At 68.0% G+C, this 16,683-nt stretch carries 21 protein-coding genes; 9 read left to right on the plus strand and 12 right to left on the minus strand.

Annotated features, from left to right (window positions below; translation table 11 throughout):
* Window positions 1–12: 12 nt before the first annotated feature.
* The gene (locus EV644_RS12435; protein WP_132188402.1) at window positions 13–732 is read right to left on the minus strand and encodes an NAD(P)-dependent oxidoreductase; all 720 of its coding nucleotides are present in this window, start codon (window positions 730–732) and stop codon (window positions 13–15) included.
* Window positions 733–851: 119 nt separating this feature from the next.
* Window positions 852–1,670, minus strand: a complete 819-nt coding sequence (locus tag EV644_RS12440) for a helix-turn-helix domain-containing protein (protein WP_132188403.1) — start codon at window positions 1,668–1,670, stop codon at window positions 852–854.
* A 128-nt stretch (window positions 1,671–1,798) separates the two neighbouring features.
* Here EV644_RS12440 and EV644_RS12445 point away from each other — a divergent pair, with 128 nt between their 5' ends.
* On the plus strand, window positions 1,799–2,350 hold the full coding sequence (locus EV644_RS12445; RefSeq protein ID WP_158292796.1) for a carboxymuconolactone decarboxylase family protein: 552 nt from the start codon (window positions 1,799–1,801) through the stop codon (window positions 2,348–2,350).
* On the opposite strand, the gene EV644_RS44485 is transcribed toward EV644_RS12445, so the two are convergent.
* The gene (locus EV644_RS44485) at window positions 2,351–2,512 is read right to left on the minus strand and encodes a hypothetical protein (RefSeq protein ID WP_158292797.1); all 162 of its coding nucleotides are present in this window, start codon (window positions 2,510–2,512) and stop codon (window positions 2,351–2,353) included.
* Between the two features lie 407 nt (window positions 2,513–2,919).
* Here EV644_RS44485 and EV644_RS12450 point away from each other — a divergent pair, with 407 nt between their 5' ends.
* Window positions 2,920–3,978, plus strand: a complete 1,059-nt coding sequence (locus tag EV644_RS12450) for a penicillin acylase family protein (protein ID WP_158292798.1) — start codon at window positions 2,920–2,922, stop codon at window positions 3,976–3,978.
* Here EV644_RS12450 and EV644_RS44490 read toward each other — a convergent pair.
* From EV644_RS44490 to EV644_RS12465, 3 genes are all read right to left on the minus strand, one after another.
* Window positions 3,964–4,335, minus strand: a complete 372-nt coding sequence (locus EV644_RS44490) for a hypothetical protein (RefSeq protein ID WP_158292799.1) — start codon at window positions 4,333–4,335, stop codon at window positions 3,964–3,966. The genes EV644_RS12450 and EV644_RS44490 overlap by 15 nt on opposite strands.
* Before the next feature lie 38 nt (window positions 4,336–4,373).
* Complete coding sequence (locus EV644_RS12460; protein WP_132188406.1) at window positions 4,374–5,072, minus strand: response regulator; 699 nt, start codon at window positions 5,070–5,072, stop codon at window positions 4,374–4,376.
* 166 nt (window positions 5,073–5,238) lie between these two features.
* Entirely contained in the window at window positions 5,239–5,820 is a 582-nt protein-coding gene (locus tag EV644_RS12465) for a hypothetical protein (protein WP_132333364.1), read from the minus strand.
* 551 nt (window positions 5,821–6,371) lie between these two features.
* Here EV644_RS12465 and EV644_RS44495 point away from each other — a divergent pair.
* Window positions 6,372–6,542 carry a hypothetical protein gene (locus EV644_RS44495; RefSeq protein ID WP_158292800.1) on the plus strand — a complete coding sequence of 57 codons (171 nt, stop codon included), beginning with the start codon at window positions 6,372–6,374 and terminating at the stop codon, window positions 6,540–6,542.
* A 116-nt stretch (window positions 6,543–6,658) separates the two neighbouring features.
* Window positions 6,659–6,958, plus strand: a complete 300-nt coding sequence (locus tag EV644_RS47500; protein WP_305000078.1) for an ATP-binding cassette domain-containing protein — start codon at window positions 6,659–6,661, stop codon at window positions 6,956–6,958.
* A 41-nt stretch (window positions 6,959–6,999) separates the two neighbouring features.
* On the opposite strand, the gene EV644_RS12475 is transcribed toward EV644_RS47500, so the two are convergent.
* Complete coding sequence (locus EV644_RS12475) at window positions 7,000–8,475, minus strand: MFS transporter (RefSeq protein WP_158292801.1); 1,476 nt, start codon at window positions 8,473–8,475, stop codon at window positions 7,000–7,002.
* A gap of 402 nt (window positions 8,476–8,877) precedes the next feature.
* Here EV644_RS12475 and EV644_RS47145 point away from each other — a divergent pair, with 402 nt between their 5' ends.
* Entirely contained in the window at window positions 8,878–9,012 is a 135-nt protein-coding gene (locus EV644_RS47145; RefSeq protein WP_255511298.1) for a hypothetical protein, read from the plus strand.
* A 279-nt stretch (window positions 9,013–9,291) separates the two neighbouring features.
* Here the strand turns inward: EV644_RS47145 and EV644_RS12480 are convergent, their stop codons facing one another.
* Both EV644_RS12480 and EV644_RS44500 read right to left on the minus strand, forming a co-directional pair.
* Window positions 9,292–9,801: a signal peptidase II gene (locus tag EV644_RS12480; protein ID WP_158292802.1), complete on the minus strand. Its 510-nt coding sequence runs from the start codon at window positions 9,799–9,801 to the stop codon at window positions 9,292–9,294.
* 302 nt (window positions 9,802–10,103) lie between these two features.
* Window positions 10,104–10,277, minus strand: coding sequence for a hypothetical protein (locus EV644_RS44500; RefSeq protein WP_158292803.1), 174 nt, complete (start codon window positions 10,275–10,277; stop codon window positions 10,104–10,106).
* 178 nt (window positions 10,278–10,455) lie between these two features.
* On the opposite strand from EV644_RS44500, the gene EV644_RS12485 reads away from it, so the two are divergent.
* Window positions 10,456–10,824 carry a response regulator gene (locus EV644_RS12485; RefSeq protein WP_132188410.1) on the plus strand — a complete coding sequence of 123 codons (369 nt, stop codon included), beginning with the start codon at window positions 10,456–10,458 and terminating at the stop codon, window positions 10,822–10,824.
* Between the two features lie 76 nt (window positions 10,825–10,900).
* Here the strand turns inward: EV644_RS12485 and EV644_RS12490 are convergent, their stop codons facing one another.
* From EV644_RS12490 to EV644_RS12500, 3 genes are all read right to left on the minus strand, one after another.
* Window positions 10,901–12,904 (minus strand): GAF domain-containing sensor histidine kinase, encoded by a 2,004-nt coding sequence (locus tag EV644_RS12490; RefSeq protein WP_158292804.1) that lies wholly within the window; start codon window positions 12,902–12,904, stop codon window positions 10,901–10,903.
* Between the two features lie 127 nt (window positions 12,905–13,031).
* Entirely contained in the window at window positions 13,032–13,766 is a 735-nt protein-coding gene (locus tag EV644_RS12495) for a DUF1275 family protein (protein ID WP_132188412.1), read from the minus strand.
* Between the two features lie 28 nt (window positions 13,767–13,794).
* Window positions 13,795–13,992 (minus strand): hypothetical protein, encoded by a 198-nt coding sequence (locus EV644_RS12500; protein WP_132187557.1) that lies wholly within the window; start codon window positions 13,990–13,992, stop codon window positions 13,795–13,797.
* A gap of 513 nt (window positions 13,993–14,505) precedes the next feature.
* Between EV644_RS12500 and EV644_RS12505 the strand changes: the two genes are divergently transcribed.
* The 3 genes from EV644_RS12505 to EV644_RS12515 all read left to right on the plus strand — a co-directional run bounded on the left by EV644_RS12505 (window position 14,506) and on the right by EV644_RS12515 (window position 16,633).
* Window positions 14,506–14,883, plus strand: coding sequence for a hypothetical protein (locus EV644_RS12505; RefSeq protein ID WP_132188413.1), 378 nt, complete (start codon window positions 14,506–14,508; stop codon window positions 14,881–14,883).
* Window positions 14,884–14,971: 88 nt separating this feature from the next.
* Window positions 14,972–15,166, plus strand: a complete 195-nt coding sequence (locus EV644_RS12510; protein WP_132188414.1) for a hypothetical protein — start codon at window positions 14,972–14,974, stop codon at window positions 15,164–15,166.
* Between the two features lie 225 nt (window positions 15,167–15,391).
* Window positions 15,392–16,633 (plus strand): TolB-like translocation protein, encoded by a 1,242-nt coding sequence (locus EV644_RS12515; RefSeq protein WP_132188415.1) that lies wholly within the window; start codon window positions 15,392–15,394, stop codon window positions 16,631–16,633.
* The last annotated feature ends 50 nt before the right edge of the window (window positions 16,634–16,683 follow it).

The following is a 16,683-nucleotide window of genomic DNA, read 5'->3' on the forward strand; positions in this document are numbered from 1 at the left end:
TGATCGCCACGATCACCACGGACGGGGGACGACGTCCGGAGTGACACGAGGGCGGGTGACCAGGTTGAGATCCTTGAGCGCCAGGCTGAGCTTGAAGTTGGCAGGGTAGCTGCCGGATTCGACGTTGGCGCGTTTGGCCTCGACGGTGCTCGCGATCGGAGTATCGCTCAGCACATCGAGTACGACGGAACGATCCAGCCCGAAGTCGTCGCCGAGGGCAAGGGCCTCGCCGAAGGCGGCAATGGCCGCGCCGAGCGTGGAGTTCACCACCACCTTGGTGGCCGCGCCGGCTCCCAGCCCGCCGACGTGGTGCAGCGTGCCGAGTGGCGCCAGGATCGGCTCCACGCGCTGGAAGCCGGACGGATCCGCGCCGACGTAGACGGCCAGCTTCCCCGCGGTGGCCTGGGGAACGCTGCCCCGCACTGGAGCGTCGACCATCGCCACGCCCTGCGGCAGCCGGGAGGCGACAGAGCGCACCGCGTCCGGACCCACCGTCGACATGTCGATGAGCAGCTGGCCTGGTGCCAGCGCGGCGGCCAGGCCGTTGTCGCCGAACACCACCTGCTCGAGCGCTTCCGCGTTGGTCACCATGGTGATCACAGCGTCGACACCCGCGATCGCCTCCGCCGGCGTCGATGCCGCTGTTGCGCCCTGATCGGTCAGCGGTCTGGCCTTGTCAGCGGTCCTGTTCCAGACGGTCAGGTCGTGGCCGGCCCCGAGCAACCGCTTCACCCGTAAGCGTCGATCGACTTGATCATGAGCCCACGCAGTCGTGATGGCAGCCCAAGCCTAGCGGCGATGTCCGCCGTACCGTCGGCAGACTCGACCCTGGCGTGAGATCAGCTCGACCGTCAGACCTTGACGTTCGAGCTGATCCGACGCCAGGCCGCGCGGGTGTCGTCGTCAGTGGGGAAGAACGCCTCGACGCGCAGTTCCTGGGCGGTGACGTCGGTCGGCGTACCAATGGTGGAGACCAGCGAGAAGAGCTCGACCACCTCGTCACCGAGTGCGAACCGGACGTCGATCACCGGCGCGGTCGGCGAGGCCGAAGCCGGGTCCGCAAGCAGCTCGGCGACGTCCGGAAGCGCGCGCAGCCGCCGAACCAGCTCCGCGGTGTCGCGGTCGAGGACGCCGCCGACGGCCTCCCGGCCGCTCCGCTCCAACAGCGCAGGCGCGACCGCGGCCCAGTTCAGCACGCTGCGGCGGACGGGACCCGGCTCGATCATGAGCCGCAGGACATTGGCCGGCGTTGGCATCGGATCGGGTGCTAGCAGCCGACCGAACAGCAGCCGCGCGCCCCGATTCACACGTAGCACGTTCCAGCCGCGGTCCATCACAACCGCCGGGTACGGCTCGTGCTGGTCGAGCATCGAGGTCAGCGCCGCCTCGACCCGACCGAGCTGCGCGCTGCCGAGCTGCGCCACCGGATAGCGCGGGGCGAAGCCCGCGGCGAGCAGCAGCGCGTTGCGTTCCCGCAGAGGCACGTCGAGCGCGCGGGCCAGCCGCAGTACCATCTCGCGGCTCGGCCTTGCCCGGCCGGTCTCCACGAAGCTCACGTAACGCGGAGTAGTGCTGGCGACCGAGGCGAGGTCGAGCTGGCTGGTCCGGCGGACCGCTCGCCAGTGCCGCAGCAGCTCACCGAAGTCTGCTGATTGATCCGCCTGCCACATTCGGACAGCGTATGTCATGCGTTGGCCGCACTCCCTTCCCTCGTTGGGAATCGTGCCTCACCGCCGCGGCCCGGAGACTAGATCCCTACCGGCGACCGCCGGGGAACGACGAGACTGTTGAGGACACGATGGACCTGACGATTCACACACCCGACACCGCGCCGGCCGAGTCCAAGGCGCTGCTGGATGGCATCGCCGAGGATCTCGGCTTCGTACCGAACCTGGCCGCGACGGCGGCCGCGTCGCCGACTCTGCTGGCTGGCTTTGACGGCCTGCGGCGGGCGGTCGGTTCGGGCGCGCTGGACCCGGTGTTGCGCGAGACAGCCGGCGTCGCCGTCGGAGTCGCGGCAGACAATCGGTATGGCGTGGCGTTCCACTCCACCGTGCTGTCCGGGCTCGGCGCGGACGACGGCGAGATCGAGCGGATGCGTTCCGGCGAGCCGCCCGCCGACCCGCGCGCTGCCGCCGTGTATGCGCTGGCCCGGGAGTTGGTGCTCACTCGCGGGAAGGTTGCCGACGGCACCGTCCGGCGCGCCACCGAAGAGGGGCTGTCCCCGGGAGAGATACTCGAGATCGTTGCCGAGTGCACCTTTGTCGGGCTGATCGGGGTGCTGGACAACCTGGCCGGCCGGGTCACGCTGGACGAGTTCCTGCGGCCGTGGGCCTGGACAGCACCGTGATCAGAACGCTCGACGGACCTCGGTGACGGCCGGGCCGAGGGCGACGGTCCAGCCCACGCCGAAGGCGTGCGGCTCTCCGGCGACCTCGAGCCGCATCACCCCGACCGGGAGAGCTGCATCCGCCGCCCGAGCCGGGTGAGAGATCGGCGACAGCCCGTGCATGCCCAGATCAACTTCCTCGAGCGTGGAGAGCGCCCCAGGCGACCTGGCTGTCGACCTCGTACACCGACGGCAGGTTCTGTTTCTCCGAAGTCCTCATTCCTGCGGGACGATCCGCACCTCACGAACGGCACCGTACTTCGACACCCTCGTCGCCGACACCGAGCACCTTCTCGATCACCGGGGCTGACACCCGACCCCAGCGGAATCAGCCCACGGGCCCCGCTCTTGTCGAGACGCCCGCGCAGCGTGGCGGTGGTCAGGTCAGCAGCTCTTGCCACTATCGCTCGCGATCTTGGCCTGGTGTGACGAAGGTTCTACTGCCGACGACCGTCCAACCATCCCCTCCGCGCGAACAACCTATGACCGGGACGTCCGGTCGATCGCATGTTCAGAGTAAGGAGTTGCTGATGCGCAGATCGCGCGTCGCTCTGTTCTCTGTCGGCGTCCTCGCCGCCGGAGCGCTCGCTGTGCCACAGGCACCAAGCGGGCACGCCGATGTCATAGACCTGGTCAAGATCCCTGGCCTGCACGCCCCCGCGTCTGTGGTCCGTGACGATGACGGGATCGCTCACGTCAGGGCGCAAAGTTCGCATGACCTGTTCTTCCTGCAGGGCTGGGTCCATTCGGACGATCGGCTGTTCCAGATGGATGTGCTCCGCCCGCGTGGGTCGGGTACGCTCGCCGAGCTGCTCGGCAGCAGCGCGTTGCCCAGCGATGTTCAGCTGCGGACGTTCGGGCTGCGGCGCACCGTCGAGCGCAGCCTGTCGGTGTTGTCGTCCGAGACCCAAGCGGATCTGGGCGCGTACGCCGACGGGGTGAACGCGTGGATCGCACGGAACAAGCTGCCGTCGCAGTACGCAGCGGCGCAGGTGACCAAGGTCGCGCCGTGGACTGTGGTGGACAGCCTGGTCATCAACAAGACGCTCACGTTCAGTCTGTCGTTCGACCTGGACATGGACCGGACCACGGCCGTGCAGAGGTACAGCGCGGCCGGTCTCGACGGTCACACCGCGGTGTTCCAGGACGTGTTCCCGTTCGCGCCGTTCAACACGGCGTCGCCGGTGATCGACTCGACCGCGACGGCGGCCAGCCCGGGAACGCGGAACCCGGCATTCAGCGGCAGCATCGGCGTGTCGGACGACGTCGAGCGTTTGGCGGCCGACTACCTCAAACGCGCCCAGCGGGTACCGCTGATTGTCGAGGCGATGAACCGCAACGCCGAGCGCGGGTCGAACTCGTGGGTCATCGGCGGGCAGCACACCGCGACCGGCAAACCGATCCTGGCCAGCGACCCGCACCTGACCCTGGAGGCCCCGTCAACGCTGCTACGAGTTCGGGGCCGCTGCCGGAAGCGGATCGAGACACAGACTGTGACGATGGTCCCAAGGACTGGCCGATTAGCGCGCTGGATCTCGATCGAGGCGTACTGGCAGCCGACACGTCGCGACGCACTACCGAAGCCCTGAACGGGCATCTATTGTTGCTCCAGGCAACCGGTGTTGCGTCCACCGGCTGAGTCCAAGCTGGTCGAGGCTGTCATAACGTTGCAACTCGCCCAGGCTCGCGGTGAGGTACGTCCCTCCTCGACGAGTGTCGTCCAGCACGTGCGGGCGGCCGTCGCCGAGCTGCGCGAGCTCGCGCGCGGGATCCATCCCTCGATCCTCACGCACCGTGGCCTCGCGGCCGCGGTCGAGGGACTCACCGGTCGTGCGTCGCTCCCAGTCGCCGTGGAGATCCCGGATGACCGCTATCCGCCGTTGCACGGACGCGATCGCACCGCCGGCCGCCTCCACCAGCGAACGGGTGAACGCGACCGCCACCATCGGCCACAAGGCTCCCGGCCCGACGGCTCCTCGTCCGGTCAGCGAGCCTCGAGGAAGGCGACCACGGCGAGCACCCGGCGGTGATCATCGGCGGTCTCTGGGAGACTCAACTTGGCCAGTATGTGCCGAACATGCTTTTCCACGGTGCCCTCGGTCACCCAGAGCCGACGCGCGATGCCCGCGTTCGACCGTCCCTCTGCCATCAGCGCGAGTACCTCGCCCTCCCGCTGGCTCATCCCGGCGAGCGGGTCGTTGCAGCGGCGGGCGCTCACCAGTTCCTGCACCAGCGCCGGGTCCATCACCGAGCCACCCTTGACGATCCTCGCCAGCGTGTCGATGAACTCATCCACATCCGTCACGCGGCTCTTGAGCAGGTAGCCGATCCGCTGACCGGTCGCCAGCAGTTCCATCGCGTGCTCGACCTCGGCGTGAGCAGACAGCACCAAGATGCCGGTCGCCGGAAACTCCTTGCGAATCTCCCGCGCGGCGTCCAGTCCCTCGATGGCGTTCGTCGGCGGCATTCGGATGTCCAACACGACCAGGTCGGGCTTCAACTCGCGAACCAGCGGCAGAATCCATGCGCTGTCGCCGGTCTGCGCGACCACCTCCAACCCCGACCGCTCCAACAGACCGGCCAGTCCCTCACGGAGGAGGACATCGTCCTCAGCCAGCAGCACGCGTGCGACGGTCGCACCGTCGTTGCTCTCCGGATGCTGGTGGGAAGGCTCAGTTGTCATGTCGAAAAGTATCCCCGGTGCCGCGCCGCCGGCGCTTCCCGCCAGCAGGAATCCCTGATGGCCGCTGACCGGACACACGACGCCGTGATGGACGGCGTTACATGGCCTGAGTCCAAGTGGCGCGGGATCGTGTGAGCCACCGGGCGGTGAGGCAGGCGGCTGCGAGTCATCCGTCGGCCGGAGGGACGTCCTCGCCATCCCTAGCCAGGAATCGGCTGGGATCACCCGCGGCGCTGGCGTTGTCTCCCAGCCAGGTCTTGAGCCCGACAGGTTCGCGTCGTTCGAGCTCGTCCAGATAGAGCTGTCGGGTTTGGACGATGCGCAGTCGAGCGGTCGCCGTGGTCGCATCCCGGAGGGCCTCGTAGCTGTCTTGCCAGAGTCGGCACAGCTCGGCCGTAGTGAGCGCGTCGCTGCCGCCGAGCGTGCCTGGAATGTGCCCCAGCCTGCGACTGCACCAGCGCATCGCGGCTGGCGACGTGACGCAGAGCACCACCACCAAACCTGAACCAGCGGCCCCCAAGAGGACAACATGGCCCGCGCAGGCGACGATCGCTGAGATCACGGTGACGGCGATGACAGCAGATCTCCCCGATCTGGCCGAGATTGTGGTCTCTTCCGTCTTCGACCAGGAAGTGGTGGCCACGGTCAATCCGAGGAGGGCGGCGATGAAGAAGAGGGGGTACAGCACATCGGCCGGCACGAGAAACACTCCCGCCATAAGGCCCAGTACGCCGACCAAACCGGACAACGCACTCCACACGAGCCTGTACGCCGTAGCAAGACGGTGGACGCCCGAGCCCATCTCAATCTCCGAAGCCGGAGCCAGCTGTCCCGCAATCGAGGCCCAGCATCGGGACCGTTGCCTCCAGCATCATCCACACCATGCATCTCGTACAACAGATGCAGCCCATCACCGGTCAGCCTGTAGTCGTAGCAAGCCCGCATCGCCGGCTCGCCCCACCTGCTCGGCCCTGCCGATATCAGGATCCCGAAGATCCAGCGTCGAGGTGTCGAGCAACGCACCCCGCCGCTTCCGTGTATCGGTCTTCGTGACGCGAATCTGCCGCATCTCCACACCTCTCAAAGCCTTATCGTCCCAACCTTGCGCTCTCAGGCTCGCCTCTTGGAGGCTTGGCAGCATTGCGGCGAGCGCCCGTCTCCAAGGAGCGCTCGCAGGAATGTCCTCTACCTATTAGCTACGGGGAGAGCAGGTGGCGGACCTGGCGCCGAGGGATCGCCGGGCATCGCCGCCGGGCTCGTTGTCTTTCGACTTTCGAGGGCGATCGATACCGCCACGAGATGGCGACCACACGTCCGCCGGTGGCTTGCCACGCCGTGACCGCGGCCGCGTTGTTGCTCACCGTCGCACTGGGCGCGCGAGAAGGCGCGACGGTCTCCACGCTGGTCTTCCTCGCCCTGCTCGCGGCCGGCGTGATGGGAACGCCGAACGCCTCGTCACCGCTCTCGTAGCACGGGCTACCTCCCGCCAGGCGGGCGAGCGCCTGGCATCGGTCGGCAGCGACGACAATCGCCGCGCCGGCTGCATCCCGATCCTCCAGGCAACCTCCGACCGCCGCGGCCTGACCGTGTCTGACTACTGGTTGCCCGAGACACCGATGCGGAACGGCCGCCAGATCGAAGTCGGCGGACGCAACGTCTCCGGCGGTGGGCGGCGACGCCTCTACATCGCCCGTGCGCTTGCCACGAATCCCGCCGTGCTGCTCATCGACGAACCGACGAAGGGCCTCGACGCCGGCACCGGGAACCACGTGCTCATGGCCCTACGCCGACGACTACCAGACGCGGTACTCGTATTGGCAATGCACGCCCCGCCAGCAGACCCAGACATCCTCGGCTGCGCGTGGTCCACCGTGTCATTGGACTAGCGTCCCGACGCAGAACAACAGCTAGCTGTGCTGCCGAGGAATCAACGACGCCGGGCGCTAGCGTCCGGCGTCTGCGCGACCACTGGCGAGGGTGTACGGCGGATCAGGGTGACTGCCGTCAACGCCCCCGCCAAGGCGATGACCGCGGCAATCCGAAGACTCACCTGGTAGCCGTGGACGAACGCGACCGGTTCGGAGTCGCCCGCAGACAGCGACGAGCTGAGCACATGCGCGACGATCGCCCCCATGACGGCTATCCCGATCGAGCCGCCGACCTGGCGCAGCGTGTTGAGGACCGCGGACCCAACGCCCGCCTGTGACACAGGTACCGAGGCCAGCGCGGCGGCAGTCGCCGGCGCCATCGACATGGCCATCCCGATGCCACCGAGAACCAGCCCGGGCAGGATGCCCGCGAACGTCGTCGACGCGTCGAGCCGCGAGAGGAGGGCGAGCGAGATCCCGACGAGTGTCAGGCCCGTGCCTACGACCCAGCGCGAGCCGATCCTGTCCGAGATACCGCCGGCCTGCGGGGCGACGAGAATGATCAGCACGGTCATCGGGAGGAACGTCAGGCCGGCCTTCACCGGTGAGTAGCCGAGGATCTGTTGCACGTAGAGGGAGACGAAGAAGAACACACCGAACATGGCCAGTGACAACAGGAGCGTCGCCAGGTTCGCGCCGGTGAAGGTCGCGTCACGGAACAGTCTCAGGTCGAGCAACGGCACCCGTGAACGCAGTTCGATGACCAGGAATGCGGCGAGGCCGACAACTGCGAGCGCGAACGCGCCCAGGATCCTGGCAGACGTCCACCCGGAGGCGTTCGCCTGGATCAGCGCGTAGGTGAGCGCGAACAGTCCGATGCCAGACGTGACCAAGCCCGGGACGTCCAGACGCCGCACCTCCGACTCGTCTCGCGACTCGTCGATGAATAGAAGGCTGGCCACGATCGCCAGCGCACCGACCGGTACGTTGACGAAGAAGATCCAGCTCCAACCGACGTGCTCGGTCAGCAGACCTCCGATGAGCGGACCGATCGCGAGCGCGAGCGCCGAGACGCCCGCCCAGAGGCCGATGGCCCTGCCGCGCTCCCGTGGTGGGAAAGTCGCGGCGATGATGCTCAGCGTCGCCGGGTTCATCATCGCGGCGCCGATCCCCTGCACGATCCGCCACGCGATCAGCTGGTGCGCCGAGCCGGCCAGCCCGCATAAGAGGGACGTGACGGTGAAGACGACGAGACCGGCCACGAAGACCTTCCGCCGCCCCAGCAGATCGGCCAGCTTGCCGCCCGTCAGCATGAAGGCAGCGAATGTGAGCGCGTAACCGGCCACGATCCACTCGAGTTCCTCGAGCGAGAGTCCGAGATCCCGCTGGATCGTCGGCAGTGCCACATTCACAATCGTGTTGTCGAGCATGATCATGAACAGGCCGAAGGCCACCGCCCCCAACGTCCACCACCTGCGATGTCTACCACCGGCGCGGCGAAGTCGCGCGATCTCGAACCCCGCGAATGTCTGCATGTTTGGTCCCTCGGTCGTCATCCCGGCTCGATCCGACGACCTGCGCCGGCACCGGCAAGGCCCCCGGACGACCCATCTCCATCCTGGCCTTGCGGCGGGCTCGCGGCTGCCCTGCTCGCCGCCATTCGCCCTACCGGCTAGCCAGATGCTGCGCTCTTCCTCAGGGCCCAGCAGGCGCACCCCCGTCGTCAGTCCGCTCGCCGTGGTGCTGCCAATCGAATGGGCGGCGCGCCGCCGGGTCTTCGACAGCCTGGACTTCTCCTTGTCGGGCTAGTCGTTGCGCGCCTGAATCACCGCCTGGCTGTCAGCGCGGGCAGGTGATCCTGGTTTGCACCTGTGGTCGCAATTCACCCCAGTTCGCCAGGAATCGAGAGAGGTCTGCCAATCCAGCGGTCACCGCACATGGCCGAACCACATGAGCTCCCAGATCCCGGGGTCGGCCGCCTTCTCCACCGACTGCCCGTCTCACACCTGGAGGACAACGTCGCCGCCGCGGCGATCAACCTGACCCCGGCCGAGGCCGCCGCCTTGGCCTGAGCCAGTGGGCGATGTATGAGCTTGATGCCGACGTTGGCGGCCGGGCCCACCATGTTCTTGCGAAGGATTGCGCTCGCCTGCACCGGGCCGTGGGCATCGATCTCGCGGCACTCGCTGGACCCAACCCCTACCGGGGCACCAGACCAGGCGACGACGGCGATAGAGCAACGCCCACGTCATCGCGCTGTACATCTCGGCCTCCCCCGCGACCGCGTAGTCATGGATCCCGCATCAACTTCTAACCGCAGCAGCACGTGCGGCTGTTGGTGTCGATGTGGATCAGCTCGGGCCTCGAGCCTCGTCCTGGCGCGAGTTGAGCCGTACCGGCTCGGCCGCGGGACGACGCCGACCAGCCGCAGGCGCCTTGGCGCGCCAGCCCACACTGGCGATGGACAGCAGGAACAGCGTTGTCGCCCCGATGATGCAGAAGTCCGCGAAGTTGTAGAAGTAGCGGCCGATGTGAACGAAGTCGACCGCTCCACGGCCGCTGCCTGGAGCGGTCCAGTGATGAACTCCCAGCCTGTCGAGCAGGTTGCTTCCCCATCCACCCAGCATCAGCGCGCCGGAAGCGAGGACGATGGCGGGCCGTCGACCACGCACGAGGAGGGACATAGCAACACTGACCAGGAGAAGGCTCAGAAGGTCGAGCAGTGGACCCGTCAGCGGATCCGCGTACCATCCGCCGATCGTGCGACCGACGAGCCAGTTGCCGCCCGGGTTGATGATTGCCCCGGCACGCCGCCAACCCAGCCACTTTGTCGCCTGATCCACAAGGATGACCGCCGCCACGAGAACGAACAGCACCGGCGACTGCCTGAGTGCTCCCCATCTTGCGACCGTGCGCAACTGCGCGGGCGATGTCACTTTGTCCCAGCTCATGATCGTCCTTCACACTTGCCCTCTGCGTCAGGAACCGACGTGGCGAAGCCTGGTTCGGAATCGGCCGCGGATCCTCAGCGTCAGCGGCAATCGTGCGGGCATGCTGGCTGGAATCCTCGGCTTGGCGCTACCGGTACTGATGCTCCAGCCGCACTCGGCAAGGTGCCAGTCGGTGCTCGCCCAGATATATGCCAGCGGCAACCATTGGCGGCCTAGCTGCTATCGGAGCAACGGGTTGTGTGTGTGCGGTCCCGCGTGCTGCTGGCGAGTAACCGGGTCCAGCCGACCAGAAGCGCTGCCTCGGCGAAGAGCAGCCCGCTGGCGATGAAGTACAACCACGCGCCGAAGTGTGCTCCGAGCTGCTGCAGGTATCCGAGCATGATCATCAGGCCCATTTCAGGCGGCGTCCCTGGTGCACGTCGCCAACGATCGCACCCGGCCCTGCCCGAACCCTTGCCGCCAACGAGAGCGCCCGGTACCCGACAGCAGGCATCTCCGTCGCCCACGAGCGATGATCCAGTTAGCAGGAATGCCCGGAGGTCGGCCGCGCACCACCCTGAGGTCATGGCGCTGCGTTGCATGATCGTCGATGACAGCCCCCGCTTCCTGGCGGCCGCGCGCGGTCTGCTGGAGCGCGGGGGCCTCCTGGTCGTGGCCGAGGCGACAAACAGCGCCGACGCGATCCGGTACGCCGTGGAGGTCGGGCCGGACGTGACCCTGGTCGATATCAACCTCGGCGAGCAGAGCGGCTTCGACGTCGTACGGCGGTTGACCCGCGAGGGCACCGTGGCAACGGCGACGGTGATCCTGCTCTCCACCCACGCCGAGGAGGACTACGCCGACCTGATCACGGCGAGCCCGGCCGCCGGCTTCCTCCCTAAGACCAGGCTGTCCGCCGGCGCCATCCGTGAAGTGCTCGGCCTCCCGGCGTGACGGTCCCTCGTCGAGTCAGCGGCTCTCAAGGAACCCCGCTGAGTGATGAGCGGCCACCGATGCGAGCCGGCATTCCTCAGGGCCCACCAGGGACACCGCCGTTGTCAGTCCGCTTGATGGGCAGAGAAACCTCCATCACCGTGCCATGCCCGACAGGGCTGACGACGTCGATCGACCCGCCGAGAGCCTCGACCCGGTCGCGCAACCCGACCAGCCCCGAACCGCCCTGCGGTTCCGCACCGCCGACACCGTCATCACGGATTCGCAGCCACAGCGTGTCCGCTCGCTCCTCGAGGATGACCTCCGCATGTGAAGCGGCGGCGTGCTTGCTCGTGTTGGTCAGCGCCTCGGAGACGACGTAGTACGTCGCCACCTCCACCGGTGTCGGGTACCTCGACTCGGTCTCGACCTTCAGCTCCACCGAGACGGCCGAGCGGCGGGCCAGCGTCCGCAGCGCGGGGCCGAGGCCACCCTCGGCCAGGATCGCCGGGTGCAGGCCACGGGACATCTCACGGAGCTCTTCCAGCACCTCGGTGAGATCCTCAGCCGCTTGGGCGAAAACGGTCCGAAGCACCGGCAGCTCAGGGGGCACGGTCTCCCCGGCGAAGCGGAGCTCCAGCGCCAATGACACCAGCCGCTGCTGCGCCCCGTCGTGCAGGTCCCGCTCCAGCCTGCGCCGCATCTCGTCTCCGGCGGCGACCACCCGCCCACGAGACGCCATCAGCTGCGCACGGCTCTCCGCGTTCGCGATCGCGGTGGCGGCGATCTCGGTGAACTCGACCATCCGCCGTTCGGTTGCCGCGGGGAAGGAACTGCGCCGCGAGGCGACGCCGATGCCGCCCCAGCAGCGGCCCTCCACGATGATCGGGCTGGCCACCGCCGACCGCACCTCCCAGCCGCGGAGGGACTCGGGGAGGCGCTGCAGCTCGGCGTCCTCGTCGTGCCGTGCGGACTGGCCGGTCGCCTGGACCGAGGCGATGGCCGATGCCGCCGGCAGCATCAGGCGTTCGCCGACCCGCAACTCGTCCTTCCCGAACCCGCGGCTCCCCATCAGGGTCGCCATGCCGTCGGACTCGAACCGAAAGATTCCGGTGATCTCCGCATCGGTCAGCTGATTGAGCTCGTGGGCCACTGCGGCGAACACGAGATCGGATGCGACCCCGTTGGCGACAAGTGTCGCCACCCGCCGCAGGGCGGCCTGCTCGTCGGCCAAGCGGCGGAGCTCGGCCCGGGACTCGGCGTTCTCGACGGCCGTGGCGACGAGCTCGGTGAAGCTCGCGATTTGTAACTCCGTGTTCGCCGGGAACGGAGTATCGCCTTTCGTCGAGGCGGCGATCACGCCCCACAATCGGCCGGCCACCACGACGGGGCAACCGACCGACGCGCGGATGCCCAGCGCACGCGCTTCGCGCGCGATCGTGCCCGAGGCCCCGGCGAACGTCTCGAGCTGGACCGGACCACCGGTTCGCTTGACGTCGCGGGCCACACTCAGCCCGCCGAGGTCGAACTGTGTCTCGACGGCCAGATGACCCTGCCCGAGGCTCCAGGCAGCGACCCCGGTCACGGTCCCATCCGGCTCATAGCGTTCCATCCGGGCCAGATCAGCGCCGCAGAGCAGGCCAACCTCCCTGGTGACGGCCTCGAAGACCTCCCTTGGCGGACCCGACTGCGCGACCAGCGTCGCCACCCGCCGCAACGCCGACTGCTCCTTCGTCAAGCGCGCCGACTCGACCGCCGACCGGCGGGATCGCGCCGCGAGCTCCGCCACGACGACCGCCGTCACCAGGAACACTCCCAGGGCCACCACGTTGCGGGAGTCGGCGATCAGGACCGAAGCACCCGACGACAGGAGCAGGGCGAAAACCGTGATGCTGAAGACGGACATCACCGCCGCTAGGCGCGCTCCCCACAGGACGGCGACCGGCAGCACCGCGAGCAGGTAGAGCACCAGAAGATTCAGTGCGGGTACGTGCGGCTTGAGCAGCGCGACGACGCCCGTCACCGCACCGACCATCGCCACGCTGGCGAGCAGCCTGGCGGACCAGCGAACGATGGGCGAGCTCACCTGGCCGCTTGCCATCTCATCGCTTCCTTCGCCGGACGCCGACGGCCTTGATTGCCGCTGCCGTGCCCCGACTGCTGAAACTACGTCGATTCTGCCGCTCATTCCTTCTGGCGGTCCAGAAGTGCCGGTCAACACGCGGACCTCACAGGGGCCGAGTCCAAGGAGCATCGGATCGGGTGAGCCGCCAGGCGATCCCGCAGGCAGCGGCGAGCAGTACTGCGGCGAGGAGGAGGGGCAGCGACACCCGAACGTTCACGACGAGCAGGGCGCCAGTGAGGCCACCCAGGAACATGGCCGCGATCGACAGCAGACGCCGCCCGGCTCTGGACCCGGCACCGCCTGCCAGCCGACTGTCGGCCGCAGTCCCGGTGATGGTGAGGGTCAGCACAGTCGTGGTGAGGTCGGGCACGGCCAGTGCTCGGGCTGCGGCGTTCTGTACGCCCATACCCAGCCCGAGCAGGCTGAGCAGCGCGTAGCGGGTTCCCGCCTTCACCGGAGATCCGGACACTTCGGCGGTCAGGAACGCGCCCGCGACCAGGAGGACCTGCAGAGCAAGAGCCAGGAAGAGGACACGGGCACGGTGCGACCAGACGGTTCGGATCACCCGGGCACAGCCGAAGGCACCCGCGGCGAAGGCGACCAGCGCCACCACATTCGGGGCGAGCGCGAATCCGCCGGCGCCCGCGATCGCGAAGCCGGCGAACACCACGTTGCCGGTCATGTTGGCGACGAAGACATGGCCGAGAACCAGATAGCTGAAGGCGTCGACCAGGCCGGTGACCACCGTCAGCAGCAGCATCAGAGGCGGCAGCGGCCCGTGCCGGTCGTCCAGGTCCGGTACCGCGGTACGCCAAGCCTCACGCAGGATGGCAGACATCAGGCCATCAGCTGGCCACGGTTTGCCGTCACTCGGCGCTCACCGGGGACGCGGCGACCAGCCGCAGCGCGCCGAGCTCGATCTCCGCGAGTTCGGCGTGCAACTTCAAGACCTCGCGCTCGCCCCAGTTCGGCGAGCTGATCTGGTGATGCGTGATCGCCGTGACCATGAGGAACCGGGCCTCGGTCGAAGTGAAAGCACCGTCCAGCCAATCTGCACGCTCCATACCGTCCGCCTCCTGACACATCGCCCACGTCCGGGTTGACGGGGCTTCGGTTCTCTTCAGGCTGCCTGTAAATCGACCGGCAAACGCCCCCGTCAGCGGTGTTCCTGGCGTTATGAGAGCCGGAATTCGCCGTACCGGCTGGCAGGTACCGAACGGCCCGCCGTCGTCTCAGCGCTGAGCCGATCACTGGTCCACTCGCCCGACGTAGCGGCTTGGCCATGCCGGCTGCGGCGCTACGAAGACGCCGGGCTGGGGCCGCGGTCGCGGCGGCCGGCCGCGCGTCGCTTCCCGCTCGCATGAACGCCTGGCCCCAGGTGCCCCCGGGAACCCGACCAGCCGCTATTCACGATTCGCGTCAGCGTCACCCAGCGTTTACCACTCGCAACGTATCCGTAGCGGTTGCGCTGACGGGACCAGTACGGCGAGGTCATCCGGGTCACGAACGACGACCCGGTCGCGTTCAACGCACCGCCGCCGGACTCACCGGAGGCCACGGCGCTCGCGTTCTCGAAGATGTGGGATCCCGCCGGCATGTTCGGCTGGAAGATCACCGGGCCGGGCCACGGCTTCACGCTCGTCAACATCAACGACTGGCAGGGCGCGATCGCGTCGGCACCGCTGTCGCACCTCGGCTTCCACGCGCCGCTGCTTCTGACGGCCGACTCGAAGACCCTGCCGAGCGATCTCGACAGCTACTTCAGCATGGTTTCGCCGTCCTTCCTGAACTCGCCCGCTGACGGCCCGTACAACATGACGTACGTGCTCGGCAGCTGGGATCAGATCAGCTGGGACCAGCAGGTACGCGTCGACTCCCTCTCGGAGATGCACAACCGCCGCGTGGTCGGCAGCGACACCGGCGGCACCTACGGCGACAGCCAACCCGGCGCCTAGCAGCTACCAGACCCACCCATCACGCGCGGACCGGGACGGCACTGGTCGGCCCCGGAAGAGAACGGAGAAGTCAGTCACCGACGCCGTCATGGACATGGCCTTCAGCCCGAAGAGCCGCACTCCCAGCGGCCTCGCCGACAAGACCGTGCGATTGTGGAACCGCGCCACGGGAAAGCGGCGCTTCGGAGTCGGGCACGGGTGGATGGACAAAGCGGTCGCCGTCATCCTCTCGGAGTTCTCGACGGACTTGATGGTGGTACGTGACAAGCGCAGCGACGACTAGAGCTCACTGAGCTCCTCCGGCCAGGCGGCATCCAAAGCCCTCGCGACATTGCCGAGCGGGTCGACGTACGGCTCAAGTTCCTCGCGCCACAGAGATTTCTCGGTCAGCGTCGGGCGCCTCGGCGTCGGCTATGCGCCCGCCGCGGACGGCTCACAACGCCCGCGGTGCGTGCGGCGGATCACGCTGGCCGGACTGCCACCGGTGGCGTGGTGATTTCATGGTGGCGTGGAGCACGATCAGGAAGAGCTCCTCGAGGTGGGGAGCACCTCGAGACGCGGACGCCGAACCGCCGGATGGATCCTGACCCTGGCGGCGGCGCTGACGCTGATCGCACTCCACGCCTCCACGGGTCCGGCGCAGCATGCGGCGGTGCCGAGTACCACACCCTCCGAGCCGATCGGCACGATTCCGGACGGGCGGTCGGCGAGGCCGTGGCCGACCACGCCCGGCGCATGCGGAGCCGACACACTGCTGCCCATCGTGTCGAGTGCGCCACCTGCGGAGCGCACCGGGATCCGGGTGCTGCTCGGCGGCGACCGGCTACGACTAGTCGACTTCGACAGCGGTCACGCGATGAACCTGCCTGACGAGGTCGTCCGTCCGGGCGAGTACGCCGCTGTGCTGGCCGGCGATCCGGTCACGGCGTACGCGACAACGCGTTCCTGCAACGAGACGGCCCACTATGCGATGTTGCGCATCAGCGTCGATCACCGTCTCAGGTTCATCCGCTCACTCGACCCGACCGAGTCATTGCTGACCGACCGAAACCGCGTATGGATCGTCTCCTTCGCCGCCGACCGCCCCTACGCGACGATCACGCCCGTGGCCGGCGGGCGGCCAGTACGGCTGCCGGCCGGCTTCTACCCATCCGCAATCGTGGGCGACACGATCGTCGGGTTACTGCAGGCCAATCCGTCAGCGCCGCCGTCGTGGCTCGTGCTCATCGATGCACACACCGGTCAGGTGCGGGCCCGGCTTGAACGACTTGTGTCGCCTCTCGCGGCCGGCGCGGGCCAAGTCTTCTGGACCAGCGGCTGTCAAGCAGACGACGCGACAAGCTGCACGCTGCGCCTCCGGGCCATCGCCGGCGGCGCGACCACCGGATACCCCCTTCCACACCCCGCCTGCTGCGGTGTCGTCAGCCCTGACGGCAAGCGGATCGCCTTCGTTCTCGAACGAGCAACGACCGACTCACGCTTCGAAGGCCACCCGCTCCCACCCGCGGACATCGCGGTAATGCGACTCGACACCGGCCGGCTGGACATCGTGCCGAGCATCGAGCTGCCCGCCAAATCCCAACCCGGTCTGGCCTTCGCCGAACCTGGAGGCTGGCTGGCGATCGCCCTCGACGCAGGATCGCGCACGCGGCTTCTCGCGTGGCGGCCGGGACTGCGGCAGCCTTACGAGACGTCCGCACTTCCAGGCCTCGTGCACGACTCACCAACACTCGTCATCACCGGCCATTGACGTACACCACTCTGCTGGACGCCACTCCGACCGGAGGCGGAGTCGACGAG

Origin of the sequence: Kribbella orskensis, from assembly GCF_004342085.1 — a bacterium.
GTDB lineage: Bacteria > Actinomycetota > Actinomycetes > Propionibacteriales > Kribbellaceae > Kribbella > Kribbella orskensis.

Excerpts from the sequence above, each read along its gene's own strand:
- EV644_RS12440 (WP_132188403.1), bottom strand. The coding sequence starts at position 1,670 with ATGTGGCAGGCGGATCAATCAGCAGACTTCGGTGAGCTGCTGCGGCAC.
- EV644_RS12445 (WP_158292796.1), top strand. The coding sequence starts at position 1,799 with ATGGACCTGACGATTCACACACCCGACACCGCGCCGGCCGAGTCCAAG.
- EV644_RS44485 (WP_158292797.1), bottom strand. The coding sequence starts at position 2,512 with ATGCACGGGCTGTCGCCGATCTCTCACCCGGCTCGGGCGGCGGATGCA.
- EV644_RS12450 (WP_158292798.1), top strand. The coding sequence starts at position 2,920 with ATGCGCAGATCGCGCGTCGCTCTGTTCTCTGTCGGCGTCCTCGCCGCC.
- EV644_RS44490 (WP_158292799.1), bottom strand. The coding sequence starts at position 4,335 with ATGGTGGCGGTCGCGTTCACCCGTTCGCTGGTGGAGGCGGCCGGCGGT.
- EV644_RS12460 (WP_132188406.1), bottom strand. The coding sequence starts at position 5,072 with ATGACAACTGAGCCTTCCCACCAGCATCCGGAGAGCAACGACGGTGCG.
- EV644_RS44495 (WP_158292800.1), top strand. The coding sequence starts at position 6,372 with ATGGCGACCACACGTCCGCCGGTGGCTTGCCACGCCGTGACCGCGGCC.
- EV644_RS12475 (WP_158292801.1), bottom strand. The coding sequence starts at position 8,475 with ATGCAGACATTCGCGGGGTTCGAGATCGCGCGACTTCGCCGCGCCGGT.
- EV644_RS47145 (WP_255511298.1), top strand. The coding sequence starts at position 8,878 with ATGGCCGAACCACATGAGCTCCCAGATCCCGGGGTCGGCCGCCTTCTC.
- EV644_RS44500 (WP_158292803.1), bottom strand. The coding sequence starts at position 10,277 with ATGATCATGCTCGGATACCTGCAGCAGCTCGGAGCACACTTCGGCGCG.
- EV644_RS12485 (WP_132188410.1), top strand. The coding sequence starts at position 10,456 with ATGGCGCTGCGTTGCATGATCGTCGATGACAGCCCCCGCTTCCTGGCG.
- EV644_RS12490 (WP_158292804.1), bottom strand. The coding sequence starts at position 12,904 with ATGGCAAGCGGCCAGGTGAGCTCGCCCATCGTTCGCTGGTCCGCCAGG.
- EV644_RS12495 (WP_132188412.1), bottom strand. The coding sequence starts at position 13,766 with ATGTCTGCCATCCTGCGTGAGGCTTGGCGTACCGCGGTACCGGACCTG.
- EV644_RS12500 (WP_132187557.1), bottom strand. The coding sequence starts at position 13,992 with ATGGAGCGTGCAGATTGGCTGGACGGTGCTTTCACTTCGACCGAGGCC.
- EV644_RS12505 (WP_132188413.1), top strand. The coding sequence starts at position 14,506 with ATGTGGGATCCCGCCGGCATGTTCGGCTGGAAGATCACCGGGCCGGGC.
- EV644_RS12510 (WP_132188414.1), top strand. The coding sequence starts at position 14,972 with ATGGACATGGCCTTCAGCCCGAAGAGCCGCACTCCCAGCGGCCTCGCC.